The 26,880-nt window shown below is 73.4% G+C and carries 25 protein-coding genes and 1 pseudogene; 10 read left to right on the top strand and 16 right to left on the bottom strand.

The window, feature by feature from the left end; translation table 11 throughout:
- Positions 1–14 precede the first annotated feature (14 nt).
- The gene (locus RZ84_RS27630) at positions 15–2,063 is read left to right on the top strand and encodes a GTP-binding protein (RefSeq protein ID WP_052230178.1); all 2,049 of its coding nucleotides are present in this window, start codon (positions 15–17) and stop codon (positions 2,061–2,063) included.
- 43 nt (positions 2,064–2,106) lie between these two features.
- Here the strand turns inward: RZ84_RS27630 and RZ84_RS27625 are convergent, their stop codons facing one another.
- Positions 2,107–2,643: a DUF1707 and FHA domain-containing protein gene (locus RZ84_RS27625; RefSeq protein ID WP_043266755.1), complete on the bottom strand. Its 537-nt coding sequence runs from the start codon at positions 2,641–2,643 to the stop codon at positions 2,107–2,109.
- Between the two features lie 210 nt (positions 2,644–2,853).
- Between RZ84_RS27625 and treZ the strand changes: the two genes are divergently transcribed.
- The 4 genes from treZ to RZ84_RS27605 all read left to right on the top strand — a co-directional run bounded on the left by treZ (position 2,854) and on the right by RZ84_RS27605 (position 8,128).
- On the top strand, positions 2,854–4,671 hold the full coding sequence (gene treZ, locus RZ84_RS27620; protein ID WP_043266753.1) for a malto-oligosyltrehalose trehalohydrolase: 1,818 nt from the start codon (positions 2,854–2,856) through the stop codon (positions 4,669–4,671).
- A 193-nt stretch (positions 4,672–4,864) separates the two neighbouring features.
- Entirely contained in the window at positions 4,865–6,472 is a 1,608-nt protein-coding gene (locus RZ84_RS27615) for a PucR family transcriptional regulator (protein ID WP_043266751.1), read from the top strand.
- 73 nt (positions 6,473–6,545) lie between these two features.
- Positions 6,546–7,463, top strand: coding sequence for a metallophosphoesterase family protein (locus RZ84_RS27610; RefSeq protein WP_043266749.1), 918 nt, complete (start codon positions 6,546–6,548; stop codon positions 7,461–7,463).
- Entirely contained in the window at positions 7,460–8,128 is a 669-nt protein-coding gene (locus RZ84_RS27605) for a 4'-phosphopantetheinyl transferase family protein (RefSeq protein ID WP_043266747.1), read from the top strand. Before RZ84_RS27610 ends, RZ84_RS27605 begins: the two co-directional genes overlap by 4 nt.
- Before the next feature lie 315 nt (positions 8,129–8,443).
- On the opposite strand, the pseudogene RZ84_RS27600 reads toward RZ84_RS27605, so the two are convergent.
- From RZ84_RS27600 to RZ84_RS27590, 3 genes and pseudogenes are all read right to left on the bottom strand, one after another.
- Positions 8,444–8,662 (bottom strand): annotated as a pseudogene (locus tag RZ84_RS27600) (peptide-methionine (R)-S-oxide reductase); the annotation flags it as partial.
- Between the two features lie 1,302 nt (positions 8,663–9,964).
- On the bottom strand, positions 9,965–10,624 hold the full coding sequence (locus RZ84_RS37120; protein WP_241777877.1) for a hypothetical protein: 660 nt from the start codon (positions 10,622–10,624) through the stop codon (positions 9,965–9,967).
- On the bottom strand, positions 10,621–11,085 hold the full coding sequence (locus RZ84_RS27590) for a metallophosphoesterase family protein (protein WP_241777876.1): 465 nt from the start codon (positions 11,083–11,085) through the stop codon (positions 10,621–10,623). Before RZ84_RS27590 ends, RZ84_RS37120 begins: the two co-directional genes overlap by 4 nt.
- A 374-nt stretch (positions 11,086–11,459) precedes the next feature.
- On the opposite strand from RZ84_RS27590, the gene RZ84_RS27585 reads away from it, so the two are divergent.
- Positions 11,460–12,377: an ABC transporter ATP-binding protein gene (locus tag RZ84_RS27585; protein WP_043266745.1), complete on the top strand. Its 918-nt coding sequence runs from the start codon at positions 11,460–11,462 to the stop codon at positions 12,375–12,377.
- A 63-nt stretch (positions 12,378–12,440) separates the two neighbouring features.
- Complete coding sequence (locus tag RZ84_RS27580; RefSeq protein ID WP_157878903.1) at positions 12,441–13,244, top strand: ABC transporter permease; 804 nt, start codon at positions 12,441–12,443, stop codon at positions 13,242–13,244.
- A 37-nt stretch (positions 13,245–13,281) separates the two neighbouring features.
- On the opposite strand, the gene RZ84_RS27575 is transcribed toward RZ84_RS27580, so the two are convergent.
- From RZ84_RS27575 to RZ84_RS27550, 6 genes are all read right to left on the bottom strand, one after another.
- Positions 13,282–13,938 carry a response regulator transcription factor gene (locus tag RZ84_RS27575; RefSeq protein ID WP_043266740.1) on the bottom strand — a complete coding sequence of 219 codons (657 nt, stop codon included), beginning with the start codon at positions 13,936–13,938 and terminating at the stop codon, positions 13,282–13,284.
- Positions 13,939–13,949: 11 nt separating this feature from the next.
- Positions 13,950–15,068: a sensor histidine kinase gene (locus RZ84_RS27570; protein ID WP_052230177.1), complete on the bottom strand. Its 1,119-nt coding sequence runs from the start codon at positions 15,066–15,068 to the stop codon at positions 13,950–13,952.
- 666 nt (positions 15,069–15,734) lie between these two features.
- On the bottom strand, positions 15,735–16,142 hold the full coding sequence (gene msrB / locus RZ84_RS27565; RefSeq protein WP_043266738.1) for a peptide-methionine (R)-S-oxide reductase MsrB: 408 nt from the start codon (positions 16,140–16,142) through the stop codon (positions 15,735–15,737).
- Between the two features lie 16 nt (positions 16,143–16,158).
- The gene (gene murC, locus RZ84_RS27560; RefSeq protein ID WP_043266736.1) at positions 16,159–17,562 is read right to left on the bottom strand and encodes a UDP-N-acetylmuramate--L-alanine ligase; all 1,404 of its coding nucleotides are present in this window, start codon (positions 17,560–17,562) and stop codon (positions 16,159–16,161) included.
- Positions 17,563–17,732: 170 nt separating this feature from the next.
- Positions 17,733–18,374, bottom strand: a complete 642-nt coding sequence (locus tag RZ84_RS27555) for a response regulator (protein WP_043266735.1) — start codon at positions 18,372–18,374, stop codon at positions 17,733–17,735.
- Positions 18,371–19,606, bottom strand: coding sequence for a sensor histidine kinase (locus RZ84_RS27550; protein ID WP_043266734.1), 1,236 nt, complete (start codon positions 19,604–19,606; stop codon positions 18,371–18,373). The genes RZ84_RS27555 and RZ84_RS27550 overlap by 4 nt, the downstream gene beginning before the upstream one ends.
- A gap of 207 nt (positions 19,607–19,813) precedes the next feature.
- Between RZ84_RS27550 and RZ84_RS27545 the strand changes: the two genes are divergently transcribed.
- Positions 19,814–20,905, top strand: a complete 1,092-nt coding sequence (locus RZ84_RS27545; RefSeq protein WP_043266733.1) for an ABC transporter permease — start codon at positions 19,814–19,816, stop codon at positions 20,903–20,905.
- Positions 20,902–21,588 carry an ABC transporter ATP-binding protein gene (locus tag RZ84_RS27540; protein WP_043266731.1) on the top strand — a complete coding sequence of 229 codons (687 nt, stop codon included), beginning with the start codon at positions 20,902–20,904 and terminating at the stop codon, positions 21,586–21,588. Before RZ84_RS27545 ends, RZ84_RS27540 begins: the two co-directional genes overlap by 4 nt.
- Positions 21,589–21,702: 114 nt before the next feature.
- On the opposite strand, the gene RZ84_RS27535 is transcribed toward RZ84_RS27540, so the two are convergent.
- From RZ84_RS27535 to RZ84_RS27525, 3 genes are all read right to left on the bottom strand, one after another.
- Entirely contained in the window at positions 21,703–21,924 is a 222-nt protein-coding gene (locus tag RZ84_RS27535; RefSeq protein WP_043266729.1) for a hypothetical protein, read from the bottom strand.
- A gap of 158 nt (positions 21,925–22,082) precedes the next feature.
- Entirely contained in the window at positions 22,083–22,562 is a 480-nt protein-coding gene (locus tag RZ84_RS27530) for a hypothetical protein (RefSeq protein WP_043266727.1), read from the bottom strand.
- Between the two features lie 155 nt (positions 22,563–22,717).
- Entirely contained in the window at positions 22,718–23,578 is an 861-nt protein-coding gene (locus tag RZ84_RS27525; protein ID WP_078894246.1) for a pyrimidine reductase family protein, read from the bottom strand.
- Between the two features lie 109 nt (positions 23,579–23,687).
- Here RZ84_RS27525 and zapE point away from each other — a divergent pair, with 109 nt between their 5' ends.
- Positions 23,688–24,776 carry a cell division protein ZapE gene (gene zapE, locus RZ84_RS27520; protein WP_043270968.1) on the top strand — a complete coding sequence of 363 codons (1,089 nt, stop codon included), beginning with the start codon at positions 23,688–23,690 and terminating at the stop codon, positions 24,774–24,776.
- Positions 24,777–25,034: 258 nt separating this feature from the next.
- Here zapE and RZ84_RS41790 read toward each other — a convergent pair whose 3' ends face one another.
- From RZ84_RS41790 to RZ84_RS39940, 3 genes are all read right to left on the bottom strand, one after another.
- Positions 25,035–25,220, bottom strand: a complete 186-nt coding sequence (locus tag RZ84_RS41790; protein WP_052230564.1) for a hypothetical protein — start codon at positions 25,218–25,220, stop codon at positions 25,035–25,037.
- 364 nt (positions 25,221–25,584) lie between these two features.
- Positions 25,585–26,253 carry a hypothetical protein gene (locus RZ84_RS39945; RefSeq protein ID WP_043266723.1) on the bottom strand — a complete coding sequence of 223 codons (669 nt, stop codon included), beginning with the start codon at positions 26,251–26,253 and terminating at the stop codon, positions 25,585–25,587.
- Positions 26,250–26,880, bottom strand: a 631-nt coding sequence (locus RZ84_RS39940) for an ATP-binding cassette domain-containing protein (RefSeq protein ID WP_241777875.1), incomplete at its 5' end; no start/stop codon positions are given. The genes RZ84_RS39945 and RZ84_RS39940, both read right to left, overlap by 4 nt.

Raw genomic sequence — 26,880 nt, 5'->3', positions numbered from 1 at the left:
GGAATCCACCTTCCATGGCTCTTTCGCCTTCGCACACCCTGAACATCGGGATCCTGGCCCACGTCGACGCGGGTAAGACCAGCCTCACCGAGCGGCTGCTGTTCGACAGCGGCGTTATCGACCGGCTCGGCAGCGTGGACGCCGGTGACACCCGTACGGACACCGGTGACCTGGAGCGGCAGCGCGGGATCACCATCCGCTCCGCCGTCGCCTCCTTCACCGCCCGCGGCGTGCAGATCAATCTCATCGACACCCCTGGCCACGCCGACTTCATCGCCGAGGTCGAGCGCGCCCTCGGGGTGCTCGACGGTGCTGTCCTGGTGCTGTCCGCCGTGGAGGGCGTGCAGGCCGGGACGCGGGTGCTGATGCGGACGCTGCGGCGGCTGCGGCTGCCCACGCTGCTGTTCGTCAACAAGATCGACCGGGCCGGCGCCCGGGGCGACGCGCTGCTGGCGGACATCCGCCGGAGCCTCGCCCCGGTCGCCGTCCCGATGACGGCGGTGGCCGGACTGGGCACGCCCCGGGCGCGGGTGAGTACGCATCCGCTGACCGACCCGCTGGTCCGCGAGCGGATCGCCGAGGTGGTCGCGGAGGCGGACGACGCGGTGCTGGCGCAGCTGGTCGAGGGCGTGACGCCGTCCGCCGAGGAGTTGCACGCCGCGCTGGCGGCCCGGACCGCGGACGGCTCGCTGCATCCGGTGTACTTCGGGTCGGCGCTCGGCGGGCAGGGCGTCGACGCACTGATCGCGGGCCTGGCCGGGCTGATCCCGCCGGCGCCGGTGCGGGCCGGCGGCGGGCCGCGCGGCACCGTGTTCGCCGTGCGGCAGCCGCCGGGCGGCGAGCGGACGGCCCATGTCCGGCTCTACGAGGGCGAGTTGCGGCCCCGTCAGCGGATCGTGCTGCACCGCCGCACCGCGGACGGCGGCAGCACGGCCCTGACCGGGCGGATCACCGGACTCGACGTCATCGGCCGGCCGCCGGGGGACGGCGGGCCGCTCACCCCGGGCAACATCGCGGTGCTGCGCGGACTGCCCGGCATCCGGACCGGCGACCGGCTCGGGGCGCCGCTCCCGGATCCCGGAGCCGAGGCCGAGGCCGGAGCCGGGGCCGAGGCCGTGGCCGTGGCCGGCGGGAGCGATGCCCGGCCCGGCGGGCAGGGGTCCGCCGGGCTGTTCGCCGCGCCCACCCTGGAGACCCTCGTCCGGGCCCGGAACCCGGCGCGCGCCGCCGCCCTGCGGGCCGCACTGCTGGCCCTCGCCGACCAGGACCCGCTGCTCCAGGCGCGGCCCGCGGACGGCGGCGCGACCTCGCTGCTGCTGCACGGCGAGGTGCAGAAGGAGATCATCGCGGCGACGCTGCTTCAGGAGTACGGCATCGAGGCGGAGTTCGCGCCGAGCCGGGTGGTGTGCTTCGAGCGGCCGTGCGGGACCGGCGAGGCCTGCCACGAGATCGCCCGGCGCGGCCACACCGGGCCGTGGGCGACCGTCGGGCTGCGGGTCGAGCCGGGCGCCCGCGGCTCCGGCCCGGTGTTCGCCTACGAGACCGAACTGGGCGCGCTGCCGCACGGCTTCCACCAGGCCATCGAGGAGACCGCGCTGGCGACACTGCGGCGCGGGCCGCGGGGGCTGGCGGTGACCGACTGCCGGGTGGTGCTGACCCGTTCCGGCTTCGTCGGGCCGGTGAGCGTCGCGGGGCACTTCCGCACCGTCACCTCCGCCGTCCTGCTGCGGGCACTGCGCCGGGCCGGCACCCGGGTCCACGAGCCGTACCACGCGTTCGAGGCGGAGCTGCCGTTCGATGCGCTCGCCCCGGTGGCCACCCGGCTGGCGGCGCTGGGCGCGGAGGTCGGCGAGACCTCCCCCGAGACGTCAGGGGGGCGGCGGATGTGGCTGGTCAGCGGGGTGGTACCGGCGCGCCGGGTGCGGGCGTGCGAGGCGGCGCTGCCGGGGCTGACGCGCGGGGAAGGGGTCTGGACGTCCGCCCCGTCGGGAGACCGGCCGGTGCGGGACGAGGGCGCCTGGTGCCTGCCGGAGGGAGCGGGGGCGGATCGGGGAGCGCCGTAGTGCGCCGGGTGCCGGCGGCCCTCGCGGCGGGTGCCGGCGGCCCTCAACGCTCCGTCAGGACGTAGTCCACCTGTCCGAACCGGATGTGGTCGCCCGGCCCGACGGGTATCTCGCCCACCACCCGGCGCCCGTTGACGCAGGTGCCGTTGGTGGAGCCGAGGTCGCGCAGCATCCAGCCCTTGCCCTCGCTGCGCAGTTCGGCGTGGTTGCGGGAGACCGTCTCGTGGTTGAGGCGCAGCCCCACGCCCGGTGCCCGTCCGATCAGCAGCGGGAAGGGTCCGGGCTCCGGCAGCATCAGCTTCGGCAGCCGCTCCGTACGCCATGCCCTGCGCACCCGGATGTGGAAGGCGGAGACCCGGCCGACCATCCGCAGCACCGTTCCCTGGACCTTGCCGCGGCTCTCCAAGTCGGCGGTGGCCAGGGCGAGTTCGGACTGCTGCTGGGCGGACAGGACCAGTTCCAGCCGCCGCAGGAAGGTGTCCTGGGACAGCCGTCCCTGCGCCGCGCCGTCCCGCAGCAGCTCAAGGGCGCGTTCCCGGTCGGCGTCCGAGGGCCGCGCGGGGAACTGGAGCGAAGTCATACCGCGATTCTCCGGCCACCGTGAGCCGGTGTCCAGGCGATGTCGGTGCGGCGGGCAGGCGGGGCACGGCGCGGCTCGCCGGAACGGCGCAGCGCACCGGCCCGATACCGGCCCGCCGCGCCACGTCGCACTGTCCGGCGGCGCGGCGGCGTGCTTTCGTCGTCAGGGGCCGGGGCGTTCCCGGCCGGGCGCGAACGAAGGAGGACGGCCGTGCTGTTCGAGGTATGGGCGCCGGACGCCGGGCGGGTCGCTCTCCAGTGGGCGGGTGACCGGTCCGCCGAACCGGCCGTCCCGCTGGTGCGCGACGCCGGCCGCGCGGGCTGGTGGCGCGCCGAGGCGCCGGCCCGGCACGGCGACCGCTACGCCTTCCGGATCGACGGCGCCCCGCCGCCCCCCGACCCGCGGGCCGCCCGGCTGCCGGACGGCCCCGGCGGCCCCGGCGCGGTCGTCGAGCACGGCCGGTTCGCCTGGCGGCACCCCTGGCCCGGCCGCCCGCTGCCCGGCGCGGTCCTCTACGAGCTGCACATCGGGACGTTCACCCCGGAGGGCACCTTCGACGCCGCCGCGGCCCGCCTCGGCCACCTCGCCGGCCTGGGCATCACCCATGTCTCCCTGATGCCGGTCTGCCCGTTCCCCGGCACCCACGGGTGGGGCTACGACGGGATCGCCCCCTGGGCGGTGCACGAGCCGTACGGCGGCCCGGACGGGCTCAAGCGCTTCGTGGACGCGGCGCACGGCCACGGCCTCGGCGTCGTCCTCGACGTGGTCCACAACCACCTCGGCCCGTCCGGCAACCATCTCCCGGAATTCGGGCCGTACTTCACCGGCACCCACCACACGCCCTGGGGCGCGGCGGTCAATCTGGACGCCCCCGGTTCCGACGAGGTGCGCCGCTATCTCGTCGGCAGCGCGCTGGGCTGGCTGCGCGACTACCGTATCGACGGGCTCCGGCTGGACGCCGTGCACGCGCTGCACGACGGCCGCGCCCGGCACTTCCTGGCCGAACTGTCCGCCGCCGTGGACGCGCTGGCCGGACATCTGCGCCGCCCGCTGTTCCTGATCGCCGAGTCCGACCGCAACGATCCGCGCACCACCGCACCGCGCACCAGCGGCGGGCACGGCCTGCACGCCCAGTGGAACGACGACTTCCACCACGCCCTGCACACCGCGCTGACCGGCGAATCGCACGGCTACTACGCGGACTTCGCGCGTGCCCCGCTGGCCGCCCTCGCCAAGACCCTGACCGGCGGCTTCTTCCACGACGGCAGCTACTCCAGCTTCCGCGGCCGGGCGCACGGCGCACCGCTCGACCTGCGGGCGACGCCGCCCTACCGGCTGCTCGGCTACACCCAGACCCACGACCAGATCGGCAACCGCGCGCTCGGCGACCGGCTCACCGCCCACCTCTCCCCCGGGCTGCTCGCCTGCGGCGCCGCGCTGGTGGCCTGCGCGCCGTTCACACCGATGCTCTTCATGGGCGAGGAGTGGGGGGCGCGTACGCCCTGGCAGTACTTCACCGACCACACGGACCCGGAGCTGGCCGAGGCCGTACGGGCCGGGCGGCGGCGGGAGTTCGCCGCCCAGGAGGGCGGTGCGGCGGCCAACGGGGACCGGCCCGCCGCCGACTGGCCGGACCCGCAGGATCCGGCCACCCGCGACCGCTGCGTCCTGGACTGGTCCGAACCCGCCGCCGAGCCGCACGCCGCGCTGCTGGCCTGGTATCGCACCCTGCTCGCGCTGCGCCGCGACCACCCCGCGCTGACCGACCCGGACCCGGCCCGCACCCGGGTCGGCTACGACGAGGCGGCCCGCTGGCTGCTGCTGCGCCGCGGCCCGCTCGGGCTGGCGGTCAACCTCGCGGCGCGCGGCACGGCCGCCGTCCCGGTCGCCGGAGCGGCCCGGACGACGGGGGACCGGACGCCGGCGTTCCGGGCGCTGGCGGGCTGGCCGGAGCCGCGGCTTCCGGACGGCGACGGGGTGCTGCGGCTGGCGCCGGAGTCGGCGGTGCTGGTGGAGACGGAGGATTGACGCTCTCCGGCCTGAAGGGTGGAGATTCCCACCGGGCCGCCGCGTAGCTGAGCGGCGGGCCAACGATTCACCTCACCACCGCCCTGAAGGGGCAGCGCACTGCGAACGAAACCGGTAGCGCCCACCCGCCGGCAAGCACTCCGCGCACGTGCCGGTTCGTCCGTTCAACAGCTGTGTGATGGACCCTGTGTCCATGCCTCTGCGAATCTCGGACCTGCTGGACCGGCCCGGCCTGCATCTGACGGTGGCCTACGACGTACCGCCGGAGCTGCTGGCGCGCACCGTCGAGGCGGCGACCGTCTCCGATCTGCCGGCCCCGGGGAAGTGGCTCCAGGGCGGCGAGCTGCTGATGACCATCGGCCTGCTGCTGCCGATGGAGCCGGCCGCCTGCCGGGCGTACGTCCGGGACGTGGCCGAGGGGGGCGCGGCCTGCCTGGCGCTCGGGCTGGGGCAGGGACTCCCGTACCAGGAGGCGCCGGCGCCGCTGGTCACGGCGGCCAGGGAAGCGGGCCTGCCGCTGCTGACGGTGCCGGACGAGGTGCCGTTCATCGCCGTCACCAAGGCGGTCTTCGACGCCCGCGCCGACGAGCAACGCGAGGTGCTGCACCGGGCGTTCGCCACCCAGCGGCGGCTGACGGCCGCGGCGGCGACCAGCGACGGGCTCCGGCCGATGCTGGAGGAGTGGACCGCCGCCACCGGCGTCGGTGCGACCGTCCTGGACCCGCTGGGGCGGCAGCTGGCGGCCGGTGAGCGGGAGGCGGGGGCGCCGCTCGGGCAGGCCCGCGAGCTGATCGAGCGGGTCGCCGCCCGCGGGCTGCGCGGCAGCGCGTCGAGCACCGCCGGCGGGCAGCAGCTGGAGGTGCAGCCGCTGGGCGCCCGCCGGCTGCGCGGGCTGCTGCTGCTCACCGGCCGCCCGGACGACGCCGCCCGCTCCGTCGTCCCGGGGCTGGTCTCGCTGCTCTCCCTGGAGCTGGAGCGGCGCCATCTGCGCGACGAGCCGGAGCGACGGCGCCGGTCGGCGCTGCTGTCGGAGCTGCTGGCGGACGAGGACCTGCCGGCGGACCGGGCCCGGGACCTGCTCGCCTCGGCGGGCCTGACCGCGGAACGGGTGCGGGCGGTCGTCGTGGAGGCCGCGCCACCGGGGGCGCACGCCGGCGGCCCGCCGCCGGGGGCCGGGGCGGCCGAGGGCGCCGCGCAGGAGATGGCCGCCGATCTGGCGCTGGCGATGCCCGGCGGGCTGGTCCGGGTGAGGGCCGACTCGGCGTCCGTACCGGGCCCGGTGATCGAGGCGGTGGTGGGCGAGGAACTGGACGTCCACACGGTGCTCGGCCGGTTCGCCCCGCACTGCCCGGCGGGCATCGGGCCGGCCGCCGCACCGGAGGCGGTGCGGGTGTCGCTGCACCAGGCGACCGGGCTGCTCGCCGTCAGCCGGACCAGCGGCCGGCCCGCGGAGGCCCGGCAGAGCGAGGCCGCCCGGCTGCTGCTGGACCTGGGCGACCGCCGTACGCTGCACGGCTACGCCGATACCGTCCTGGGCCCGCTGGACCTCGCGGACAACGGCGAGGAGCTGATCGCCACCCTCGCCGCCTGGCTGGAGACCGGTGGCGCCTGGGACGCCACCAGCCGCCGCCTCGGCGTGCACCGCCACACCGTGCGCAACCGCCTGGACAAGGCCATGGACCTCACCGGCCGCCGCCTCGAGGACCCCGACGACCGCTTCGACCTCTGGCTCGCCACCCGCATCCGGCGCGGCGGCGCCCCCGCCCCGGGGCACGGTGACGGGCGGATGACGGCCCCGTGACAGCCCCGCGGCACACTCCCCTGGATGCCGGGAGGCGCTTCACTCTCCCCGCGTCACCGTCTTTACTTCATAGGTGACCTACGAGATCCGCACCTTCGCCCCCGGCGCCGAGCGCGCCACCGTCGGGCCGGCCCCCGCGTCCCGGGAGGGCCGGCTGGTCGCCGTCAGCGACCTGCACGTCCGGTACGAGGAGAACCGCGACATCGTCGAGCGGATACGGCCGGAGTCCGACGACGACTGGCTGCTGGTCGCCGGGGACGTCGGGGAGTACGAAGCCGACATCCGCTGGGCGCTCACCCTGCTGAGCGAGCGGTTCGCCAAGGTGGTGTGGGTGCCGGGCAACCACGAGCTGTGGACCCCCGACAAGGACCCCGTACAGCTGCGCGGGGTGGCCCGCTACGAGCATCTGGTCGGGATCTGCCGGGAGTTGGGCGTCCTCACCCCCGAGGACCCCTATCCGGTCTGGGAGGGCACCGGCGGCCCGGTCGTCATCGCACCGCTGTTCCTGCTCTACGACTACACCTTCCGGATGCCGGGGGTGGACTCCAAGGAGGAGGCGCTGGCCCTCGCCGAGAAGGCCGGGGTGGTCTGCACCGACGAGTACTTCCTGCACCCCGACCCCTATCCGACGCGCGAGGCGTGGTGCCGGGCCCGGCTGGCGGAGACGGAGGCCCGGCTCGCCGCCCTCCCGGACGACGCCGCGACCGTCCTCGTCAACCACTGGCCGCTGGTCCGCGAACCCACCCGGCCCCTGTGGTACCCGGAGTTCGCCCTGTGGTGCGGCACCGAGGCCACCGCCGACTGGCCCCGCCGCTTCCGCGCCGCGTCCGTCGTCTACGGGCATCTGCACATCCCCCGCCTGCTCATCTCGGACGGTGTGCCGCACCAGGAGGTATCGCTCGGCTACCCTCGCGAATGGCGGCGCCGCTCCGGCTCCCCCGGCCGCCCGGTCCAGATCCTCCCCGTCGCGACCACCGGAGTCCCTGCGTGATCGAGAAACTGCTGCCCGCCCCGATATCCGCCGCCGAGTCCTTCCACGACGACCCGGTCGAGGAGATGTACCCGGAGGAGCGGGCCCTGGTCGCGAACGCCGTTCCGCACCGCCGTCGGGAGTTCGGCACCGTACGCAACTGCGCCCGCCGGGCGCTGGCCGCCTTCGGTGTCGCGCCGGCCCCGGTGCTCCCCGGGCCGGGCCGCGCCCCGCGCTGGCCGGACGGCGTGGTCGGCGCGATGACCCACTGCACCGGCTACCGCGCCGCGGCGGTGGCCCGCGCGGCGGACTTCCGCGCGCTGGGCCTGGACGCGGAGCCGAACGAGCCCATCGGCGATCCCGGCGTCCTGGGCCTGGTCTCGCTCCCCGAGGAGCGCGCCCAGATCTCCCGGCTCGCAACCCACCAGCCGGAGATCTCCTGGGACCGGCTGGTCTTCAGCGCCAAGGAGAGCGTCTACAAGGCGTGGTACCCGCTCACCGGCCGCTGGCTCGGCTTCGAGGACGCGCGGCTGACCCTCGACCCGAGCGACGCCACGTTCACCGCCCGCCTCCTCGTCCCCGGCCCGGTCGTCGACGGCCGGCAGCTGGCCGAGTTCACCGGCCGGTGGCTGATCGGGGCGGGCCTGGTACTGACGGCGGTGACGGTACCGGCAGCGACGAGGTGACCGGCCCCACGTGACCGACCTCCCCGATCGCCGCGCACGCGGTCACGCCGTCGCACCGGCCCCGGAACGGCGAGGAGATCGTCGATGAGGACATCGTCACTACGGCCCGCTGACGTGCCGGACGCCTCCGGCCTGCGGCCCGCCCGGTGAGCGGGCCGCGTCGCCACAGTGGATCACACCGGCCTGCGGGGCCCACGCGGACCGGGGCGCTACCAACTCCCCGAGAACCAACGGGGCTTGACTCCTCCGGCTCCCTGGCTGCGCCCTGCGCGCACCGCGTCCGGCCGACCGCGGCTCCCGTCGCCGCCGGTCCGCTCAACCCTCGTCCGGAGTCAGCCGCAACGAGATCGAGTTGATGCAGTACCGCTGGTCCGTCGGCGTCGGGTAGCCCTCACCCTCGAAGACATGGCCGAGGTGGGAGCCGCAGCGTGCGCAGCGGACCTCGGTGCGGCGCATGCCGTGGCTGCGGTCCTCCAGGAGCTCCACGGCGTCGGTGTCCTTGGGGTCGTAGAAGGAGGGCCAGCCGTCATGGTTCGTGGATTCACGCTACTCCCGCACCCCTCGAGCGGCCCGCCTGAGCTGTAGCTCTGCCCTGAGTGGTCGGGTGAGGAGCGGGCCGGCCCGTATGGCTCGATGCGCCGACTTCACAGACTCCGCGTCGTCCGCGCGCATGCCTCCACCGCCAATGCCGGAGGGTCAGGGCGTCCATGCCCGGCTCGGCGTCGGAGGCAGATCTTGAGCAGAGACGCGGGGAATTGACCGGCCCGAGTGGTGAACACGGTCCGGATCCGCTTGATCGCCTGGTCAGGGAGCACGCCGCGGGGAGCCGGTGCACGGTGCGGCTCGCCGGGTGGTGGGTAGCCGGAATCTGCCCGCGCTTCTGCGGCTGTGCACCCGGAGTTGACCATAGGTATGCGTCGGATTGGCAGCAAGGTGGCGGCTACCCGTGTATTTCCAGGCGCTGCTCCGCCCAGTCACAACTGTCCCCTCCCCACGCCGAACGACCCCAGGATCTTCCCAGGCACGGAGGCCCGGCAGCCAAGTCGACCACGCCGTGCCCATGGTGGAGAACGGCCCGCAGCTCGGGCGGTGTTCGTTGATGGGCGGTGTGGGGCCGGGTTCGCGGCGACCTCGCACTCGCCGAACTCGTCCTGGTGGGCATGTGGTTGAGGGGGTTTTCCGAAGCCGCGGACGGCGGTCAGTGCGGTGACCGCAAGCCGCTTGTCGCGCAGTTATCGGGATTCGTCGGGATACAGGGGCAGTTCAGGTCAGGTTCCGGTCAGCTCCGTCGGTGGTGGAGCAGGGTGGCCCGCAGCTCGTTCTCGGTGATCTGCTCAGCAGGGTGGTGGAGCGTCCAGCGGTGGGCCTCGCCGTCCATGGACAGCACCTCGACGACGGTTTCCAGCGGTGGCAGCCGACTTCGCCACAGACGAGTTGGCGGATTTTGACGGCAGTGTCGTCGTCCAGGCCGAGCAAGGCGTGGACGGCAGCCCTCAGTTCGCGGAGGTGCGGGCTCGGCCAGGCGGTTCCTGGGCGCGGTTCCAGGTACATGGGGTACTCCTTGGTTCGGGGATGAGGGGTGGGTGGCGCAGATGGTGCCGTTGAGGTCGGCGGTGCGTTCGGCGGCGAAGGCGACGTCGCAGGCGTGGTGACTGGCCCGCCTCTCGACGTTGTCGGTGTCCGCGGGCGGGGTGTGCTGCAGTCGCGGCACGGCTGGGGTGGCGGTGCCGGTCGGTGGGACGCAGCCGGTGCGCCCCGTCGGCCTCTCTGTTCGCGTCCGGCAGCCACACCGCTGTCCGCCTGCGGCTCGCGCAGCGCGGTGGAGAGTGGTCGGTGTCAGGCCGGGCGAGGGGGCTTCGGGAAGCAGCAGGGTGCGCAGTGCCTGGGCCGATACGAAATCCTGGCAACCGGTGAGCACCCGCATGATCGCCCTGCGCTGCCGTGTCGTTCTGTCGTGTCGTTCTGTCGTGGTGGCCCGTGCGGTGGTGTGTGGCTTGCCGGTCTGGCCGCGCCCGGAGGCGGCACGCAGGCATCCCGGGCGGCTTCGTGGTGGTGCTTCAGTCGGGTGGTGGCTCGGTGGGGTGTCCTGACGGGCGGTCGGGCTGCGCGGGGTTGTCTGGTCAAGGTCGCCTGCCAGATGGCGAGGAGCAGCAGCGTGCCGGTTGCGGCGAGGAGGCTGAGGACGGCTTGCGGCTCGGGCTGCAGACCGTGCTCGGTGAATCCGAATACGCCTACGGTGCGCGAGGCGGTGAAGCCGCCGAGGGCGCCGAGGGCGACGCCTGCCGCGGCGGTCCGCAGCGGCAGGGGTGGTGTCCCGACCAGCAGCAGGGCGGCGAGGGCGAAGGAAGCGCCGGCCTGGGGCAGGAACAGGGGGCCGATGATGTGGATGAAGCGGTACCCGTCGATGTAGAGCCGGGCGTGGATGTATCCGCCGGCAGCGAGGGTTGCGGCGATCGCCGACCGCAGGGTGGGGGCGAGGAGTCTTCGGGTGTTCATGCCAGCCTCTGCTCCTTGATGGCCAGTTCGCGGTCGCCCTGGCGGTGGCCGACGCTGCGGATGCCGAGTACGTCTTTGAGCTGCCGGGCAGGGACGACCTGCGGGGCGGGGGCGGGGGCGCGGCCCGGTTTGGGCAGGGGGTAGGCGGTGGTGGTGGCGGAGTGGAAGGTGATGTGGCCGTCTGTCTTGGTGAACAGTTGGTGGACGTGCCCGTTGAGATGGGTGACGGAGGAGAAGCGGCGCAGGAGGGCGATGACATTGAGGGCGTCGTCGGTGCTCCAGCTCCACTGCGGGTACATGGCGAACAGCGGGATATGGCTGAAGACCACGATGGGAGTGTCCGACGACAGTCCGGCGACGTCCTTGCGAACGAAGTCGATCTGTTCGCCTCCGAGGTGGCCGACGATCTCTGCGCCGGCCGCCGAGGTGGACGCCGAACCCAGCGACTGAGGGCTCGCCATGACCGGCGGCCCTCAACCCGCGCGGGGAGTTCGCGACGAAGAGCCGCCGAAGGTCACCGTCCGACCGAGGGGCCATCGGGGCCCACCCCGCCCCTCTGATCGCCTCCCCGGCCGCGGCCACTCCCCTCATGCCCGCCGCGTCCTGCCGCCGGGCGGCGTGCCGAGCCCCCGTTCCTGTTCGTGCCGGGTCCGTCGATCGATGTAGCGGCTCATCCGTCATTGGTGGGAGGAAGCCGACGCAAGGTCGGGACGATGCGCGGAGGACGCTTTCACCTTTCGGCCGTCCCGTTGGGCGCAACCGCTTCGTACGGTGCTGGAGCAGCCGGAAATCGGCTGGGCAGCGAGGGAAGGGAGCGTGCGCGTTGGGCGGTGCGATGTTGGAGGCCAGGGCGCTGAGGAAGGCTTATGACGGAAAGGTGGCAGTGGATGACTTGTCGTTCACGGTGCGTGGCGGGCAGGTAACTGGGTTCCTGGGTCCGAACGGGGCGGGTAAGTCCACCACGATGCGGATGTTCCTCGGCCTGGATCATCCTCAGTCGGGCAGTGCGCTGATCGACGGCAGGCCGTTCCACCAGCTGCGTCATCCGATGCACGAGGTGGGCGCGGTGCTCGACGCAAAGGCGGTCCATCCCGGTCGCAGCGCGTACGGCCATCTGCTGGGGTTGGCATACAGCAACGGGATCGGGCGTCGGCGGGTGAGTGAGGTGCTGGAGGTCACCGGTCTCGGCTCGGTGGCCCGGAAGCGGGTCGGTGGGTTCTCGCTGGGCATGGCCCAGCGGCTGGGCATTGCCGCCGCTCTTCTCGGCGATCCGCAGGTCCTGCTGTTCGACGAGCCGGTCAACGGTCTCGATCCGCAGGGCGTCCGCTGGATCCGCGACCTGATGAGGGGGCTCGCCGCCGAGGGCCGCACCGTGTTCGTGTCCAGCCATCTCATGAGCGAGATGGAGTTGACCGCGGACCATCTCGTGGTGATCGGCCGGGGCCGGCTCATCGCCGACGCCGGTGTGCGGGAGGTCGTCGGGAGCAGTTCACGCCGTACGGTCAAGGTACGCACCCCGCAGGCTGATCAACTCGACGTACGGCTCCGGCAGGCGGGCGGTGAGGTCACCGTCGACGGCGCAGACACCCTCCTGGTGTCCGGTCTCGATGCCGCGCGGATCTCCACGCTGGCGTTCGAGTGCGGTGCCGCGCTGCATGAACTCTCCGAGCAGCGCGTCTCGTTGGAGGCGGCGTTCATGGAGCTGACCGGACAGAGCGTGGAGTACCGCACCCGGACCCCCGACCAGATCTGATGCCGCCACCGCGGCGCAGGCACGACTTCTCTCAGGCACGACTTCTCTCAGATGGGTATCTCCATGTCCGCCACCGCTCCTGTCCTCCTACGACGTGGCCGTCCGGGCGAGCCGGTGTTCGCCAACCTGGTCCGTTCGGAATGGGTCAAGATCCGCACCGTGGGCACCATTGTCTGGTGTCTGCTCGCCCTGACCGCGCTTGCGGTCGGCATCGCCGTACTGTTCGCGTTCAAGGAACAGGCGCAGGGCCGGCAGGCCATCGAGGTTCTGGTGAGCATGAGCCACCTGGGCCTGAGCTTCGGCCAGTTGGCCGTGGTGGTCCTCGCCGCCACAAGTATCGGCAGCGAATACGGCACGGGGATGATCCGTACCTCGCTGGGGGGCGTGCCGCGGCGGGCCCGTTGGCTCATGGCGAAGGCGTTCGTGGTGGGGGCACTCGCGCTGGTCGCAGGGGTGCTGTTGAGCGTGGTTTCCTTCGCCGTCGTGTACGCATCCGCACCGGCTGTCGTGGGTACGTTCGCGGATCCGCAGGTGGTCCGGGCGGTGCTCGGATTCGGGCCCTATCTGAGTGCGCTGGCCGTGCTCTCGCTCGCGGTGACCACGATCGTGCGTGGCACGGCCGGCGGCATCATCGTGATGTTCGTGCTGATCTTCGTCGTGCCGCTGCTCGTGTCCGGTTCCCCGGTCAGCGGGCTGGAGAGGTTCCTGCCCGTCGGCATGACGCCCCCCAGCGCGGGACTCGCGATCACGCAGGTCGGCCCGATGCTCGGCGGTCTCCCGCCATGGGGCGGCTTCGCGGTGCTGTGCGCGTCGACGGCGGCAGCCATGGGAGTGGCGCAGTACCTGCTGACGCGACGCGACGTCTGAGCCGGCCCGGGTACGCCCGTGGAGGGCTGCGGGCGTGCTACGTGGCGAGCAGGCCGGCGTCGTGGGCAACGATCGCGGCCTGGACGCGGTTGCCACACTGGAGCTTGGCAAGGACCCGGCTGACGTGGGTCTTCACCGTGGCCTCGCTCATGTGCAGGCAACTGCCGATCTCCGCGTTGGACTTCCCCTCGCCGACGAGCTTCAGCACCTCGCGTTCACGTGCGGTCAGGTCGGCGAGACGGTTACGGGCGTTGGCGGTCCGGTCGGTGTCGCGGGTGGCGAAGGCGGAGAGCAGGCGGCGGGTCACCGACGGGGCGAGCATGGCGTCACCGCCGCCGACCGTCTTGACCGCGCGGATCAGATCGCGGGGCGGGGTGTTCTTCAGCAGGAAACCCATCGCACCGGCCTGCAACGTCGCGTGCACGTATTCGTCCAGGTCGAAGGTGGTCAGCACCACCACCTTGGGGGAATGGGGAAGCCTGGTGATCTCCTTCGTCGCGGCCAGACCGTCCATGACCGGCATCCGGATGTCCATGAGCACCACATCCGGCTGGTGTGTACGCGCCAGGTGCACGGCCTGCGCCCCGTCGCACGCCTCGGCGACCACCGAGATGTCGGGATCGGCCTGCAGAATCAGGCTCAGGCCGGATCGGACGAGATCCTCGTCGTCGGCGAGCAGGACGCGAACGCTCATGGAGCGGCCTCTCAGGTGGTGGCAGGTGTCGTGGGGAGGACGGCGGCGACCCGGAATCCGCCGTCCGGCCGCGCGCCGGCCTCGAAGGTGCCTCCCAGGACGGTGACGCGTTCACCGAGCCCGATCAGACCATGGCCGCCGCTTGGCAGACCGGTCGGCGGAGCGTCCAGGCTAGCCTCATTCTCCACGGTGACCCGCAGGGCGTCGGGCGTGTAGTGCAGATCGACGTGTGTGGCGGCGCCAGGCGCATGCTTGTGCACGTTGGTCAGCGCCTCCTGGACCAGCCGGTACGCGGTGCGCTCGCACGACGCATCCAGCGGCCGGACGGTTCCCGACTGCGTCAGCTCGATCCGCATGCCGGTGGCGCGCGACTGTTCGACCAGCAGCGATACATCGGCCAAGGTGGGCTGCGGTGTGCGCGGTGCGGACTCGTCGCCCTCGTCGTCCGTCCGCAGCACGCCGAGTACCTGGCGCAGCTCCTCCAAGGCCTGCCGGCCGATCCCGCCGACCAATTCCGCGGTGCGGATGGTCTTTTCACTGTTCGCCGGATCAACCTCCAGAGTGCCGGAGTGGATGACCATCAGGCTCACCCGGTGGGCCACCACGTCGTGCATCTCCCTGGCGATCCTGGTCCGTTCCTCCATCCGGGCCTGGACGGCGAGGAGGCGCTGTTCGCGTTCCAGCCGCTCGGCCTTCTCCCGCAAGCCCTCCACCACCATGCGCCGGGCTCTCGCGTACATGCCCAACACCACCGGTCCCGCCACCAGAAGGATCATGAACGGAAGGCGGTTCAGCAGACTGGCCAGGCCGGACTCCAGCAGTGCGACGGCGGCGGCAAGCCCCGCACCCGCTGTCAGAACGACCAGACTGCGACCACCGCGGCCGTACCTGGCCAAGGAGTACAGGCTGACGGGCAACGCGAAGAGCGTCGCCTGGAACGGGGTGGCAGCGATGATCCCCAGGCATACCGCCTTCGGCCAGCGGCGCCGCCAGATGAGTGCCAGACCCGCGGTGACCGCGAGTGCGAAGAAGACCGGTGCGGGCAGCCCGAACGGATAGCCCCCCGGGAACTCGGCGAGCACGACGTACGCCATCGCGCAGCCCAACGCGACGACGGCGTCGAACAGCATGCTCCGACGACTCTCCCACCAGAACCGGCGCGTGGGAACGTCCGCCGACGGCCGCGAGACGGCTGGTGACGAGTTCGACGGGCTCGAATCCGCCGGTGAGGCGTGATGGTCCGGACACATGGCGCGTCGATCCTCCAGCGGCGAGGGCAGGCCTCCTCTGAACCGTGAGAACTCCCGCCGCACCCGCCGGGCCTGCCTTGTCGGTGCCAACCAGCCTAGACGAGCAGTTCCGAAGGCCGACGGAGCGTCCTACGACCGAGTGCTCCAACTGGCCGGTGAATGCCCTACTTGGCCGGTCCTGCACTCAGTGCAAGCGACGGCTGTGGTCGGGTAGCCGGACCGAGCTTGCCGGTGACGGTGCCGTCGCGGCGGATACCCGCCTCACATCGCGAGATCCATGTCCCATGGCCCTTGTCACATGACCGAGTCGATCGTGCGAATCCGCTTTCACAGAGAAGAGGTTGGCCGGGCGGACGATCTCATCGAGGTGCCGCACGTGTCTCGGATAGGGGCGCCGACTGCCGAGCAGACCCCGCCCTCCACGCGGGCAGTGAGGGCGCGGCCAACGGCATGGTGCTCAGCCTCGCCGCCGACCATCGTCCGGGCAACGCCAACCTCAGACCACGACTGACTCGACCGTCGACCAGCTGACAATCGACACGAATCTCAACCCTCGTCCGGAATCAGCCGCAACGAGATCGAGTTGATGCAGTACCGCTGGTCCGTCGGCGTCGGATAGCCCTCACCCTCGAAGACGTGCCCCAGGTGCGAGCCACACTTCGCGCACCGCACCTCGGTCCGCACCATCCCGTGTGAATTGTCGGGCAGGAGTTCCACCGCGTCCGAGTTGCGTGCATCCCAGAAGCTCGGCCAGCCGCAGTGGCTCTCGAACTTGGTGTCGGAGCGGAACAGTTCGGCGCCGCAGGCCCGGCAGGAGTAGACGCCGGCGGTCTTGGTGTCGGTGTACTCGCCGACGAAGGCGGGCTCGGTGCCGGCCTGGCGCAGGACCTGGTATTCGGCGGGGGTCAGCTCGGCGCGCCACTGCTCGTCGGGCTTGTCGATCTCGTACGGCATCTGGGGCCTCCTCAGCTCAGCTGCCCAGGCGGGTCAGGATGGCGGGGCCGAGGTCGGTCACATCGCCCGCGCCCATGGTGAGAACAAGGTCACCGGGCTTCGCCATTCCGGCGATCAGGTCCGGGATCGCGCTCTGGTCGCTCTCGGGGGCGACCTCGGCGCCGGCGGCCCGTGCGGCGTCGATGATCAGGGCGCTGCTGACGCCGGGGATCGGGTCCTCGCGGGCGGGATAGATGTCCAGGACGACGGAGGCGTCGGCGAGGGCCAGTGCCCGGCCCATCTCCGTGCCGAGCTCCTGGGTGCGGGAGAAGAGGTGCGGCTGGAAGACGACGAGGATCCGGCCGCCGTCCTCCTGGGTGGCGCCGCGGATGGCCTCCAGGTCGGCGGTCATCTCGGTGGGGTGGTGGGCGTAGGAGTCGATGACCTGGACGCCGGCGGCCTCGCCCTGGAGCTGGAGGCGGCGCTTGACGCCGGTGTACTTGCCGAGGGCGTCGGCGAGGGTGTGCGGCGGCAGGTCGAGGGCGACGCCGGCGGCCAGGGCGGCGACGGCGTTGTGGGCGTAGTGCCGGCCGGGGACGGAGACGGTGAAGGTGAGGATCTTGCCGCTGGTGAGGGTGACGGTGACGTCGCTGGCGAGGCCGTGCGGGGTGATCTGGAGGATGCGGACGTCCGCGTCCTTGGACTCGCCGTAGGTGACGACCTCGATGTCGTGGCGGCCGGCGATCCTGGCGGTCAGCTCGCGGGCGCCGGGGTGGTCGGCGGCGATGACGAGGGTGCCGCCGGGGCGGATGCGGCCCACGAACGTCTCGAAGGAGTCGTAGATCTCGTCCATCGAGGCGTAGTTGGCGTGGTGGTCCAGCTCGACGTTGAGGACGATGGCGACCTCGGGGGCGTACTTGTGGAAGCTGCGGTCGCTCTCGTCGGCCTCGGCGACGAAGATCTGGCCGGTGCCGTGCTCGGCGTTGGAGCCCGGGGCGTCGAGGTCGCCGCCGATGGCGTACGAGGGCTTGAGGCCGAGGGCGCCGAGGGAGACGGCGAGCATGGACGTGGTCGTGGTCTTGCCGTGGGTGCCGGCGACGGCGATGGGGCGCAGGCCGTCCATGAGGGCGGCGAGGGCGTCGGAGCGGTGGACGACGGGGAGGCCGCGCTGCCGGGCGGCGGCCAGCTCGGGGTTGTCGGCGCGGATCGCGGAGGAGACGACGACGCTGGTGGCGTCGGGGGCGAGGTGCTCGGCGGCGTGCCCGATGTGGACGGTGGCGCCGAGGTCGCGCAGCGCGCGGGCGGTCGCGGAGTCCTTGGCGTCGCTGCCCGCCACCCGGGCGCCGCGCTGCGCGAGGATCTTGGCGATGCCCGACATGCCGGCTCCGCCGATGCCGATGAAGTGCGGCCGGTCCATCGAGGCTGGGATGGCGGGTGCCATGGGTGGATCTCCCTGATCGTCGAGCGTCGCGTGCGGTGCTGCTGTCGTCGTCGTACGGCGTGGTGCTGTCGTGCGTGGTGTCGTCGTGCTGTCGACGATTCTCGCACCCGGCACCGACAGCGCCGGTCCGAGGACCGCGGCGGGGCACGCCCGCGGCGGCCGGAACCGGTTCAGCGGCGGATCAGACCGCGGGCGGTGGCGGCGGCGACCGCGGCCGTACGGGAGTCGACGCCCAGCTTGGCGTAGATGTGGACGAGGTGGGATTTGACGGTCGCCTGGCTGAGGAAGAGCTGCTTGCTGATCTTCGCGTTCGACAGGCCGTCGGCGACCAGTTGCAGCACCTCGGTCTCGCGCCGGGAGAGCGCGGTGGCCGGGGTGCGCATCCGGTCCATCAGGCGCAGCGCGATGGTGGGGGCGAGCGCGGACTTCCCGGCGGCGGCGGTGCGCACCGCGGCGGCCAGCTCCTCGGGCGGGGCGTCCTTGAGGAGGTAGCCGGTGGCGCCCGCCTCGATGGCGGCGAGGATGTCGGCGTCGCTGTCGTACGTGGTCAGGACCAGCACACGGGGCGCACCGGGGCGGGCGGTGATCTGGGCGGTGGCCTGGGCGCCGAGCATCCGGCCGCCGAACTGGAGGTCCATCAGGACCACGTCGACCTCCAGCTGCCCGGCGAGGTCCACGGCCTGTTCGGCGGTCGGGACGTCCGCGGCGACGGTGAAGTCCGGTTCGGTCTCCAGGACGGCGCGCAGCCCGGCCCGTACGACGGGGTGGTCGTCGGCGAGCAGCAGCCGGACGGGGGCGCCGGTCGTGGTCACAGGGTGGCCTCCTGGGCAGCGGTGGCGGCGGGGCAGGGCAGGGTGACGGCCAGGGCGGTGCCCTCCCCTGGGGCGGACTCCACGGCGAGGGTCCCCTGGAGGGCGCGGGCCCGGGCGCGCATCGCGGCCAGCCCGAAGCCGGTGCCGGAGACGGCGGCGGAGCCGGGCGGCGGCACCTCGGAGGGCACGAACCCGGCGCCGTCGTCGACGACGTCCAGCGCGACCTCGGTGTCCATGTAGCTGAGGGTCAGCTCGACGCGCCGGGCGGCGGCGTGCTGGACGGTGTTGGCGAGCGCGGACTGGGCGATGCGCAGCAGGGCGACCTCGTGCGGGGTGGGCAGGGCGGTGGGGGCACCGGAGACCTGGCAGTGCACGGCGAGCCCGGACGTGCGGGCGGTGGCGGCGCACAGCCGCTCCAGGGCGGCGGGCAGCGAGCCGGCCTCCAGGTCCGGCGGGCTCAGCGCGCGCACGAAGCGGCGCGCCTCGGCGAGGTTGTCGACGGCGGCCGTACGGGCCTGCCGGACATGGCCGAGAGCGGTTTCGGGCCGCTCCGGGATGGCGCGCTCGGCGGCCCTGAGGAGCAGCTGGATGCTGGACAGGCCCTGGGCGAGGGTGTCGTGGATCTCGCGGGCCAGCCGCTCCCGTTCGGCGAGCACACCGGCGGCCCGTTCGGCGGCGGCCAGTTCGCTGCGGGCCTCGGTGAGCTCCTCGATGAGCCGGCGGCGCTGCTCGCTCTCCCGGTAGAGGGCCTGGTAGCCGAGGACGACGGCGACCGCGACGGCCGCGCCCAGGACGGGGCCGAGGACCGTGCCGACACCGAGCGAGCGGGTGTGCCAGGCGAATCCGGCGATGGCGAGGGCCGTACTGGCCGCGACGGCGGGCAGCGCCCAGCGCAGCGGCAGCAGGTGCAGCTGGAGGAAGTAGAGCGGGAAGGCCAGCCAGACGCCGTCCGGGGTGAGCGCCAGCAGCACCATCCAGACCAGGACCACCGCGGCCAGCCAGAGCGCGGCGGCCCGGGAGGACGTGCGCACGCGGGGCAGCGCCGGGCCGAGGACGTACAGGGCGAGGAGCACGACGGCGGTGGCGACGACGGCCGGGGCGGCGGGTGACCGGTCGGCCACCGCGCGTACGGCGGCGAGCCCGAGCAGCGCGGCCACCATCAGATGGAGGCAGAGGCGCAGGGCGCGCAGGACGGGGGTGAGGGAGTGGTCGGTCCCGGCTTCTTCAGTCACGGCCTCTTCAGGCTAAGCGCCGGTCCGGCGGCCGGCATCAATCGAAAGGTGGAGCACCGGCATCCAAAGGTGGAGGCCGGGCCGCACCTTTCGACGGCCGCGAACCACTCCTCGGCGCGATGCCCGGCGCCCCGCCGGCGGGCGACGGTGGGAACCGACCGGCCGGGCAGCGGGCCCGGCGCCGTGGACCCGAGGATGGCAAAGCCTGTGTTCGTCGCCTGGAGAGACCTGAGATTCGCCAAGGGCCGGTTCGCCCTGATGGGGACCGTCATCGTGCTGATCACGGTGCTGGTGGGTCTGCTGTCCGGCCTGACGGCGGGCCTGGACCGGGAGAACACCTCGGCGATCACCGCGCTGCCCGCCGACCACCTGGTCTTCGCCGCCCCCGCCGAAGGCAGCTCGCTGTCGTTCGCCGACTCCCGGCTGCCGGAGCGGACGGTACGGGACTGGGCCCGGGTACCCGGCGTCCGCAGCGCCGACCCGCTGGGGATCGCCACGGCCAAGGCCGCGGCGGGCGGCGGCCGGACGGCGGCGGTGTCCGTCTTCGGCGTCCGGCCCGGCTCGCGCCTGGCACCGTCCCCGGGGGCGGTCTGCGACGGTGCCGCCGTGCTGTCCCGCAAGGCCGCCGACTCCCTCGGCGTACGGGCCGGGGACCGGCTCGCCCTGGGCGGCCGTACGGTCACCGTCGCGACGGTGTCCGGGGCGGCGATGTACAGCCACACCCCGGTCGTGTGGACCTCGCTCGGCGACTGGCGGCGGCTGGCCGGGAGCCCCGGCGGGGCCGCGGACTCCGGGGGCGCGACCGTCCTCGCCCTCTCCACCACCGGGGCGTCCGGTCTGGCCGCCGCCGACAAGGAGCTCGGCACCCGGACGGTGACCGCGGACGCGGCCCTTGGGGCCATCGGCTCGTACAGCGCCGAGAACGGCTCGCTCCAGCTGATGCGCGGCTTCCTCTTCGCCATCTCCGCGCTGGTCATCGGCGCGTTCTTCACGGTCTGGACGATCCAGCGCAGCGGCGATGTCGCGGTCCTCAAGGCGCTCGGCGCCTCGACCGGCTCGCTGCTGCGGGACGCGCTCGGACAGGCCGTCGTCCTACTGGTGCTCGGCACCGGCCTGGGCACCGCGGTGGCGGCCGGCGTCGGCGCCGCGGTCGGCGGCACCGTGCCGTTCGTCCTCGACCCGGCCACCGTGCTGGTCCCGGCCCTGATCATGATCGCGCTGGGTGCCGTGGGCGCCGCGCTGTCCATCCGCCGCATCACGTCCGTAGACCCGCTGACCGCCCTGGGAAGTGCCCGATGAGCCTCGAACTGACCGCTGTCACCCTCACCTACCCCGACGGCGACGGCCGGCTGACCGCACTGGACCGGGTCTCCCTGGCCGTGCCGGCGGGCGGTATGACGGCGGTGATCGGGCCGTCCGGCTCCGGCAAGTCCAGCCTGCTGGCGGTCGCCGCGACGCTGATCACGCCGGACAGCGGACGGGTGGTGATCGACGGCACGGACACCGCGGGCCTGGGCCGCGCCGAACTGACGACGCTGCGCCGGACCACCATCGGGACGGTCTTCCAGCAGCCGAACCTGCTGCCCTCCCTGACGGCCGCGGAACAGCTCCAGGTGATGGCCCAACTGGACGGCCGCTCGCCCCGCAAGGCCCGGTCCCGGGCGCTGGAGCTGCTGGCGGCGGTCGGCCTGGCCGACCGGGCCGACCGCCGGCCGCACCAGCTGTCGGGCGGCCAGCGGCAGCGGGTCAACATCGCGCGGGCCCTGATGAACGAGCCCGCGGTGCTGCTCGTCGACGAGCCGACCAGCGCCCTGGACCACGAGCGGGGCGCCGCGGTCCTCGACCTGCTGACCACCCTCACCCACCAGCGGGCCACCGCGACGGTGCTGGTCACCCACGACCGGGCGCATCTGGACGCGGTGGACGAGATCGCGGAGGTACGGGACGGGCGGCTGAACTCCCGCCTCGGCTCCCGCACTTGACGGCGCGGGGCGATGCGGGACGGCCCGGCGGCCCGGCCTCGCGGGCGGGCCGCCCCGGTCGCGTCCTGTGCCGCCCCGGGGCGTGCCCGATGGGTCGGTCAGGTCGGCAAGGCCCTAGTCGTCGCGGTGCGAGAACGTGGGGAACAGGCCGGGCTCGCCGGACTGCCGGCCCTTGCCCGGCCCGTCCGCCGCGGGCTTCGGCTTCTCGTTCTCCGCGGCGGCCGTGCGCTCCGCCTCCGCGCCGCGTTCCGTGTCCTCGTCACGCTCCCGTTCGCGTCCGCGGTTCCGCTCGCGTCCGCGCTCCTGGTCCGGGTTCGGCTCCCGCTGCTCGGCCATGGCGCTCCCTCTTCTCGTTCCGGCTTTCCTCAGATGGCGCTTTCTGACCAGGAACGCACCGATTCGGGCCGTCGGCGCGCTCCAAGCAATCCATTTGAGTGAGCAGTTGGCGTGAAGTTGACGAGCCGGTCACGCCGGACGTCGCGCTCCCCGGAGGCTCAGGCGCCGCCGTCCGCCTCCGGCTGGTCGTCGGCCGCGTGCGAGAAGAGCTTGAGGACCGGGACGCCCACCTTGTGCCGGGCGCGGGAGGCCCAGTCGCGGTGGAAGAACTCCTCGACGAAGTGCGGGGCGGTCAGCACGATCACCTCGTCCGCGCCGGTCTCGTCGACGACGGATTTCAGCAGGTCCAGCGGGTGGTCCTGGACCACCTGCCCGACGGCCTCGGCGCCGGCGGCGCGCAGCTGGGCCAGGGTGTGCGCCAGGGCGCGCTCGGCGGGGAGTTCGGCGTTGTCCCCGCCCGGCTCCGCGCCCTCGTGGACGGCGTCCTCGAACTCCCCCAGGGCGACATCGTCGATCGCCCGCAACAGGACGTCCTGTTTGCCGCGCGGCTGCATGAGGACCACGAAAGAGACCTGGTCATCGCCGTGCAGTGTGGTCACAAACTCGACGTCGGCGGGCGTCAGAGGCTTCTCGATCATCAATACGCTCGTGAACACGACGGACGCCCTTCTTCTCTTCCGGGCGCCGCATGGCACGGAGCCCACGGAAACCATCCTGCCCCGTCGCCACACGGGACCTGTCGGCTTTAGTGTGCCCAACCGAAGCTAAGCGGAACAGGCAGTTCCGCTGTTTGTCAGGACCGACGGTAACGGGTGAACAGGAACCCGGCCTCCTCCAGCACGGACGCCAGGGCGAACCGCTCGGGGACCGCCACCGCGGGACCGTCCATGATCCGCGGCGCGTCCCCCACCGCCACCACCGGAGCCAGCGACAGGCACATCTCGTCCAGCGCCCCGGCCGCGGCGAACTGCCCGAGGAGCCGCGGCCCGCCCTCCGTCAGCAGCCGGGTGTGCCCCCGTTCGGCCAGCGCCCCGGTCACCCGTTCCGGGTCGACGCCCGTCCCCTCGCCCGCGAACAGCACCTCGACGCCCGCGGCACGGGCCGCGCGTACCCGGTCCGCCGGGGCGCCGGCACCGGTCAGCACCAGGGTGGGCACCAGCGGCTCGGTGAACAACGGCAGCGAGAAGTCCAGCCCGAGGCCCGCGGTCACCACCGCGATCGCCGGGGCCGGGCCCTGGCCCGCGGCGGCCCGCCGGGCGGCGAAGGCGTCCCGGGCGCGGGCGGGCCGGTAGCCCTCCTGCCGGACCGTTTCCGCACCCACCACGACCGCGTCCGCGAGTCCCCGCAGCACTCCGAAGATCCGCATGTCCGCGGCCCCGGAGAGCGGCTGCGAACGCCCCTCGTGATGGGCCGCGCCGTCCACGGAGGACACCATGTTCGCGCGCAGCCACCCGGCCCGGCCGGACCGCACCGGATCGTCCGCCTCCGGATACGCGTAGGCATCGGACAGCTCGTCCAGCGTCCACTCGCGGTCGAGCATCCAGTCGCGGACCATGCCGGGCTCAGGGGGCGCCGGCGGGACCGCCTCCGCAGGGGCGTCGCCGGTCTGACGGGCCGGTGCGGGCAGGGCGGGGAGGGGGAACAGGCGTCGCATGGCCGCAGTGTGACATGCCTCGCTCACCGGTCCGGGCGGTGCCGCACAGCGACTAGGCTGGACAGCTGTGTCACCTTCCCAGCCCTCGTCCTCCCCGCAGCCCTCCCCGATAGCCGGCACCCCGGTCAACGGGGACACCGCCGCGGCCCCCGCCGCGCTCACCGCCCGCGCACCGCAGGTCCCGGCCGACCGTCTGGTGGCCGAGATGGTGCCGCCGCCGCGCTTCCAGGGCGCCCGCTTCGACACCTACATACCGGACCCGAACCAGCCCGGCCAGGCCGAGGCCGTCCGGACACTGAGCGCCTTCGCCGCGAGCATCGACGGCGGCGCGAGTGCGGTCGACGGCGGACGGCGCCGCTGGTTCACCAGGGGCCCCAAGAAGCCGGCCGCCCCCAGGGGCCCGCGCGGCGTCTACCTGGACGGCGGCTACGGCGTCGGCAAGACCCACCTGCTCGCCTCCTTGTGGCACGCGACCCCCGCGGCCTCCGAACTCAAGGCGTTCGGCACCTTCGTGGAGCTGACGAACCTCGTCGGCGCGCTCGGCTTCCAACAGACCGTACGGACCCTCAGCGGCCACCGGCTGCTGTGCATCGACGAGTTCGAGCTCGACGACCCCGGCGACACGGTGCTGGTCTCCACCCTCCTCGGCAAGCTGGTGGACGCGGGCGTCGCGCTCGCCGCCACCTCCAACACGCTGCCGGGCAAGCTCGGCGAGGGCCGGTTCGCGGCGGCGGACTTCCTGCGCGAGATCCAGGGGCTGTCGGCCCACTTCCACCCGCTGCGCATCGACGGCGAGGACTACCGCCACCGCGGTCTGCCCGAGGCACCCGCCCCGTACGACGACGAGACGGTGACCCGGGCGGCGCACCGCACCCCCGGCGCCTCGCTCGACGACTTCCCCGCCCTCCTGGAGCATCTGTCCAAGGTGCACCCCAGCCGCTACGGCGCGATGTGCGACGGCATCACGGCGGTCTGCCTGACCGACGTCCAGGCGGTGCCGGACCAGTCCACCGCACTGCGCCTGGTGGTCCTCGCGGACCGGCTCTACGACCGGGAGGTCCCGGTGCTGACCTCCGGCAAGCCCTTCGACGAGCTGTTCAGCGACGAGATGCTGCGCGGCGGCTACCGGAAGAAGTACTTCCGCGCCATCTCCCGCCTGACGGCCCTGGCCCGGGACGCGGGGACGTTGGTGCCGTAACGGGCGACGTCCCCTTCCCGTTCCCGCGCGCGGAGTTGGCGGGACGGGGGCACGGCGCCGGGTGCGCTTCGGGCTCCGGCCCGGCTTCGGCTCGGTCTCGTCGGCTGCTCGGCGAGCGGGCGCTTCGGCCTCGCGGGTGCCGACGGCCGGTTCGGGTGCGGTGGCCAGGTCGGATGCGTTGCCCAGATCAGGCGCGATGGCCGGAGCAGGTGCGATGGCCGGAGCAGGTGCGATGGCCGCATCGGGCGACCGTCCGCGCTAACCGGAGCAGGCCGAGCGCTGGGCCTCCTGCCACTCGCAGACGGGGCAGAGGACGATGCCGGGGCGGGAGACCGGGTACTCGGTCGGCCGGCGGCACTGCACACAATCGGCGAAGGACTGCTCGCGGTCGGCGAACGACTGCCCGCCATCGGCGACGGGCGGGCCGGCGGCGCTTCGCCGCACGGCCGCGGGCCCGTCCTCCGGGCGCGCATCGGCGTAACAGCCGCCCCCGGAGGGCGCGGCGGCCCCCTCCCGTCCCGCCCCGGCGCGCGGAACGCCGGGGGTCTCCACGGTGGTTGAGGTGCCGGGAGCGCTGTCCCGCTGATCCTGGTGCTCGTCGGTGCCCGGCATGGGGCGAGCCTACGCCGCCGGGCGGGACGGTGACCCGGCGGCGTGAGGGGAACCGTGGCAGCCGCAGAGGCGTACCGGACGGGCCGTGCCCTGCCCGGCAAGGCAGGGCCGGGCCTGGCCGTTCTCACCTGTTGTGGCTTGCGGGCGGTGCCCGACGGAGGGGCGGAGGGGTGTGCCGGACCGCCGAGGCGGAGCGTCAGCCGCGGCGCGCGCTCAGGGCGCAGGCGGTGGCCGTGGCACCGGCCGACACCAGGAGGGCGGCGGCGAACGGCAGCACGGGGGCGGTGACCGTGCCGTGCACGGAACCGGTGATCATGCCCGTCAGCGCGGCGTTGGCGGGCGAGCCGTCCAGGACGAGGAGCAGCAGGGCGGCGACCAGCCCGACGGGAACGCCCCAGCCGGGGCGGCGCAGCACCGGCCAGTTGCACAGCGCGCCGGTCGCGACGCCCGGCAGCAGGCAGGTCAGCGCGGTGAGCAGCCCGGCAAAGGTGGCGGGCAGGACCGGAACGGCGACCTTGTGGTCGCTGGAGTGCGGGTCGGACAGCAGGGCGACAAACGCCGTACCGAGGAGCGCGAGGAGCACTGCGCCGCCGATCGCGGTCAGTACACAGGCGAGGTGTACCCGGCCGGGCGTGGCGGCTGCCGCGGCGCAATTGCGGGCGGCCGGCGGCTCGTTGGTGACGCAGACCCGGGTGAGCCAGACGGCGACGGGCAGCAGACCGGCGGCGGCATAGCCGTACGCGTCCAGGATCGGGCCGCCGGTCTGGACACCGATGGCCAGGAATGCCGCGTAGACGATGACCGGCGGCAGCCAGCGGTGCGAGCGGACGAGCAGGGCCGCCTGATAGCGGAGCAGAGCGGTCATGAGAGGGGCGCCTCGTGAGGGGTGTCCTGGGGAGTGGCCTGGTGGGCGTCCCGGGTGGTGCCGCGCTGGGGTTCGCGGGCGGTGTCCTGGGGTGGCACGGCGGCGGTGACCGCGCGGATGTGCCAGGGCGGCCGGGCGGTGAGCAGGGCGCGCAGCAGTGCGTCGGAGTGGGCGGCCGGGACCGTCAGCCGGGTCGTACCGCCGGGGCCCGGGACGATGTCCGGCACCCCGGGCAGCTCCGCGGCGCTCCCCGGGACGCTGCCCGGCGGACCCTCCGCCTCGATGACGACCCGCGGTCCCACGGGGGCCGCCCGCCGTTCCCCCTCCTCCTCCGCACCGGCCTCCTGGGGCAGCAACAGCCCGTCCGCGACGCGGTATACGGAATCCGCGGCGCCCGCCAGCCGGCTCGGATCGTGATCGACGAAGACGACGGTGCCGCCGCCGGCGACCCGCTCGGCGACCGCGCGGTCGAGAAGCCCGCGGGCGGCTCGGTCCAGGCCGGTCCATGCCTCGTCCAGGACGAGGAGTTCGGGCTCGGCGAGCAGCGCCTGGGCGACCGCGACCTTCTGGCTCGTCCCCTTGGACAGCTCGGCCAGCGGTGTGTGCGCGTGCCCGGCCGCACCGAAC

This window comes from Streptomyces sp. CT34 (assembly GCF_000805335.1).
Classification (GTDB): Bacteria; Actinomycetota; Actinomycetes; order Streptomycetales; family Streptomycetaceae; genus Streptomyces.
This window is presented reverse-complemented; position numbering and strand designations above follow the sequence as displayed.

Excerpts from the sequence above, each read along its gene's own strand:
- RZ84_RS27630 (WP_052230178.1), top strand. The coding sequence starts at position 15 with ATGGCTCTTTCGCCTTCGCACACCCTGAACATCGGGATCCTGGCCCAC.
- RZ84_RS27625 (WP_043266755.1), bottom strand. The coding sequence starts at position 2,643 with ATGACTTCGCTCCAGTTCCCCGCGCGGCCCTCGGACGCCGACCGGGAA.
- RZ84_RS27615 (WP_043266751.1), top strand. The coding sequence starts at position 4,865 with ATGCCTCTGCGAATCTCGGACCTGCTGGACCGGCCCGGCCTGCATCTG.
- RZ84_RS37120 (WP_241777877.1), bottom strand. The coding sequence starts at position 10,624 with ATGAACACCCGAAGACTCCTCGCCCCCACCCTGCGGTCGGCGATCGCC.
- RZ84_RS27590 (WP_241777876.1), bottom strand. The coding sequence starts at position 11,085 with ATGGCGAGCCCTCAGTCGCTGGGTTCGGCGTCCACCTCGGCGGCCGGC.
- RZ84_RS27585 (WP_043266745.1), top strand. The coding sequence starts at position 11,460 with ATGTTGGAGGCCAGGGCGCTGAGGAAGGCTTATGACGGAAAGGTGGCA.
- RZ84_RS27580 (WP_157878903.1), top strand. The coding sequence starts at position 12,441 with ATGTCCGCCACCGCTCCTGTCCTCCTACGACGTGGCCGTCCGGGCGAG.
- RZ84_RS27575 (WP_043266740.1), bottom strand. The coding sequence starts at position 13,938 with ATGAGCGTTCGCGTCCTGCTCGCCGACGACGAGGATCTCGTCCGATCC.
- RZ84_RS27570 (WP_052230177.1), bottom strand. The coding sequence starts at position 15,068 with ATGCTGTTCGACGCCGTCGTCGCGTTGGGCTGCGCGATGGCGTACGTC.
- msrB (WP_043266738.1), bottom strand. The coding sequence starts at position 16,142 with ATGCCGTACGAGATCGACAAGCCCGACGAGCAGTGGCGCGCCGAGCTG.
- murC (WP_043266736.1), bottom strand. The coding sequence starts at position 17,562 with ATGGCACCCGCCATCCCAGCCTCGATGGACCGGCCGCACTTCATCGGC.
- RZ84_RS27540 (WP_043266731.1), top strand. The coding sequence starts at position 20,902 with ATGAGCCTCGAACTGACCGCTGTCACCCTCACCTACCCCGACGGCGAC.
- RZ84_RS27535 (WP_043266729.1), bottom strand. The coding sequence starts at position 21,924 with ATGGCCGAGCAGCGGGAGCCGAACCCGGACCAGGAGCGCGGACGCGAG.
- RZ84_RS27530 (WP_043266727.1), bottom strand. The coding sequence starts at position 22,562 with ATGATCGAGAAGCCTCTGACGCCCGCCGACGTCGAGTTTGTGACCACA.
- RZ84_RS27525 (WP_078894246.1), bottom strand. The coding sequence starts at position 23,578 with ATGCGACGCCTGTTCCCCCTCCCCGCCCTGCCCGCACCGGCCCGTCAG.
- RZ84_RS39945 (WP_043266723.1), bottom strand. The coding sequence starts at position 26,253 with ATGACCGCTCTGCTCCGCTATCAGGCGGCCCTGCTCGTCCGCTCGCAC.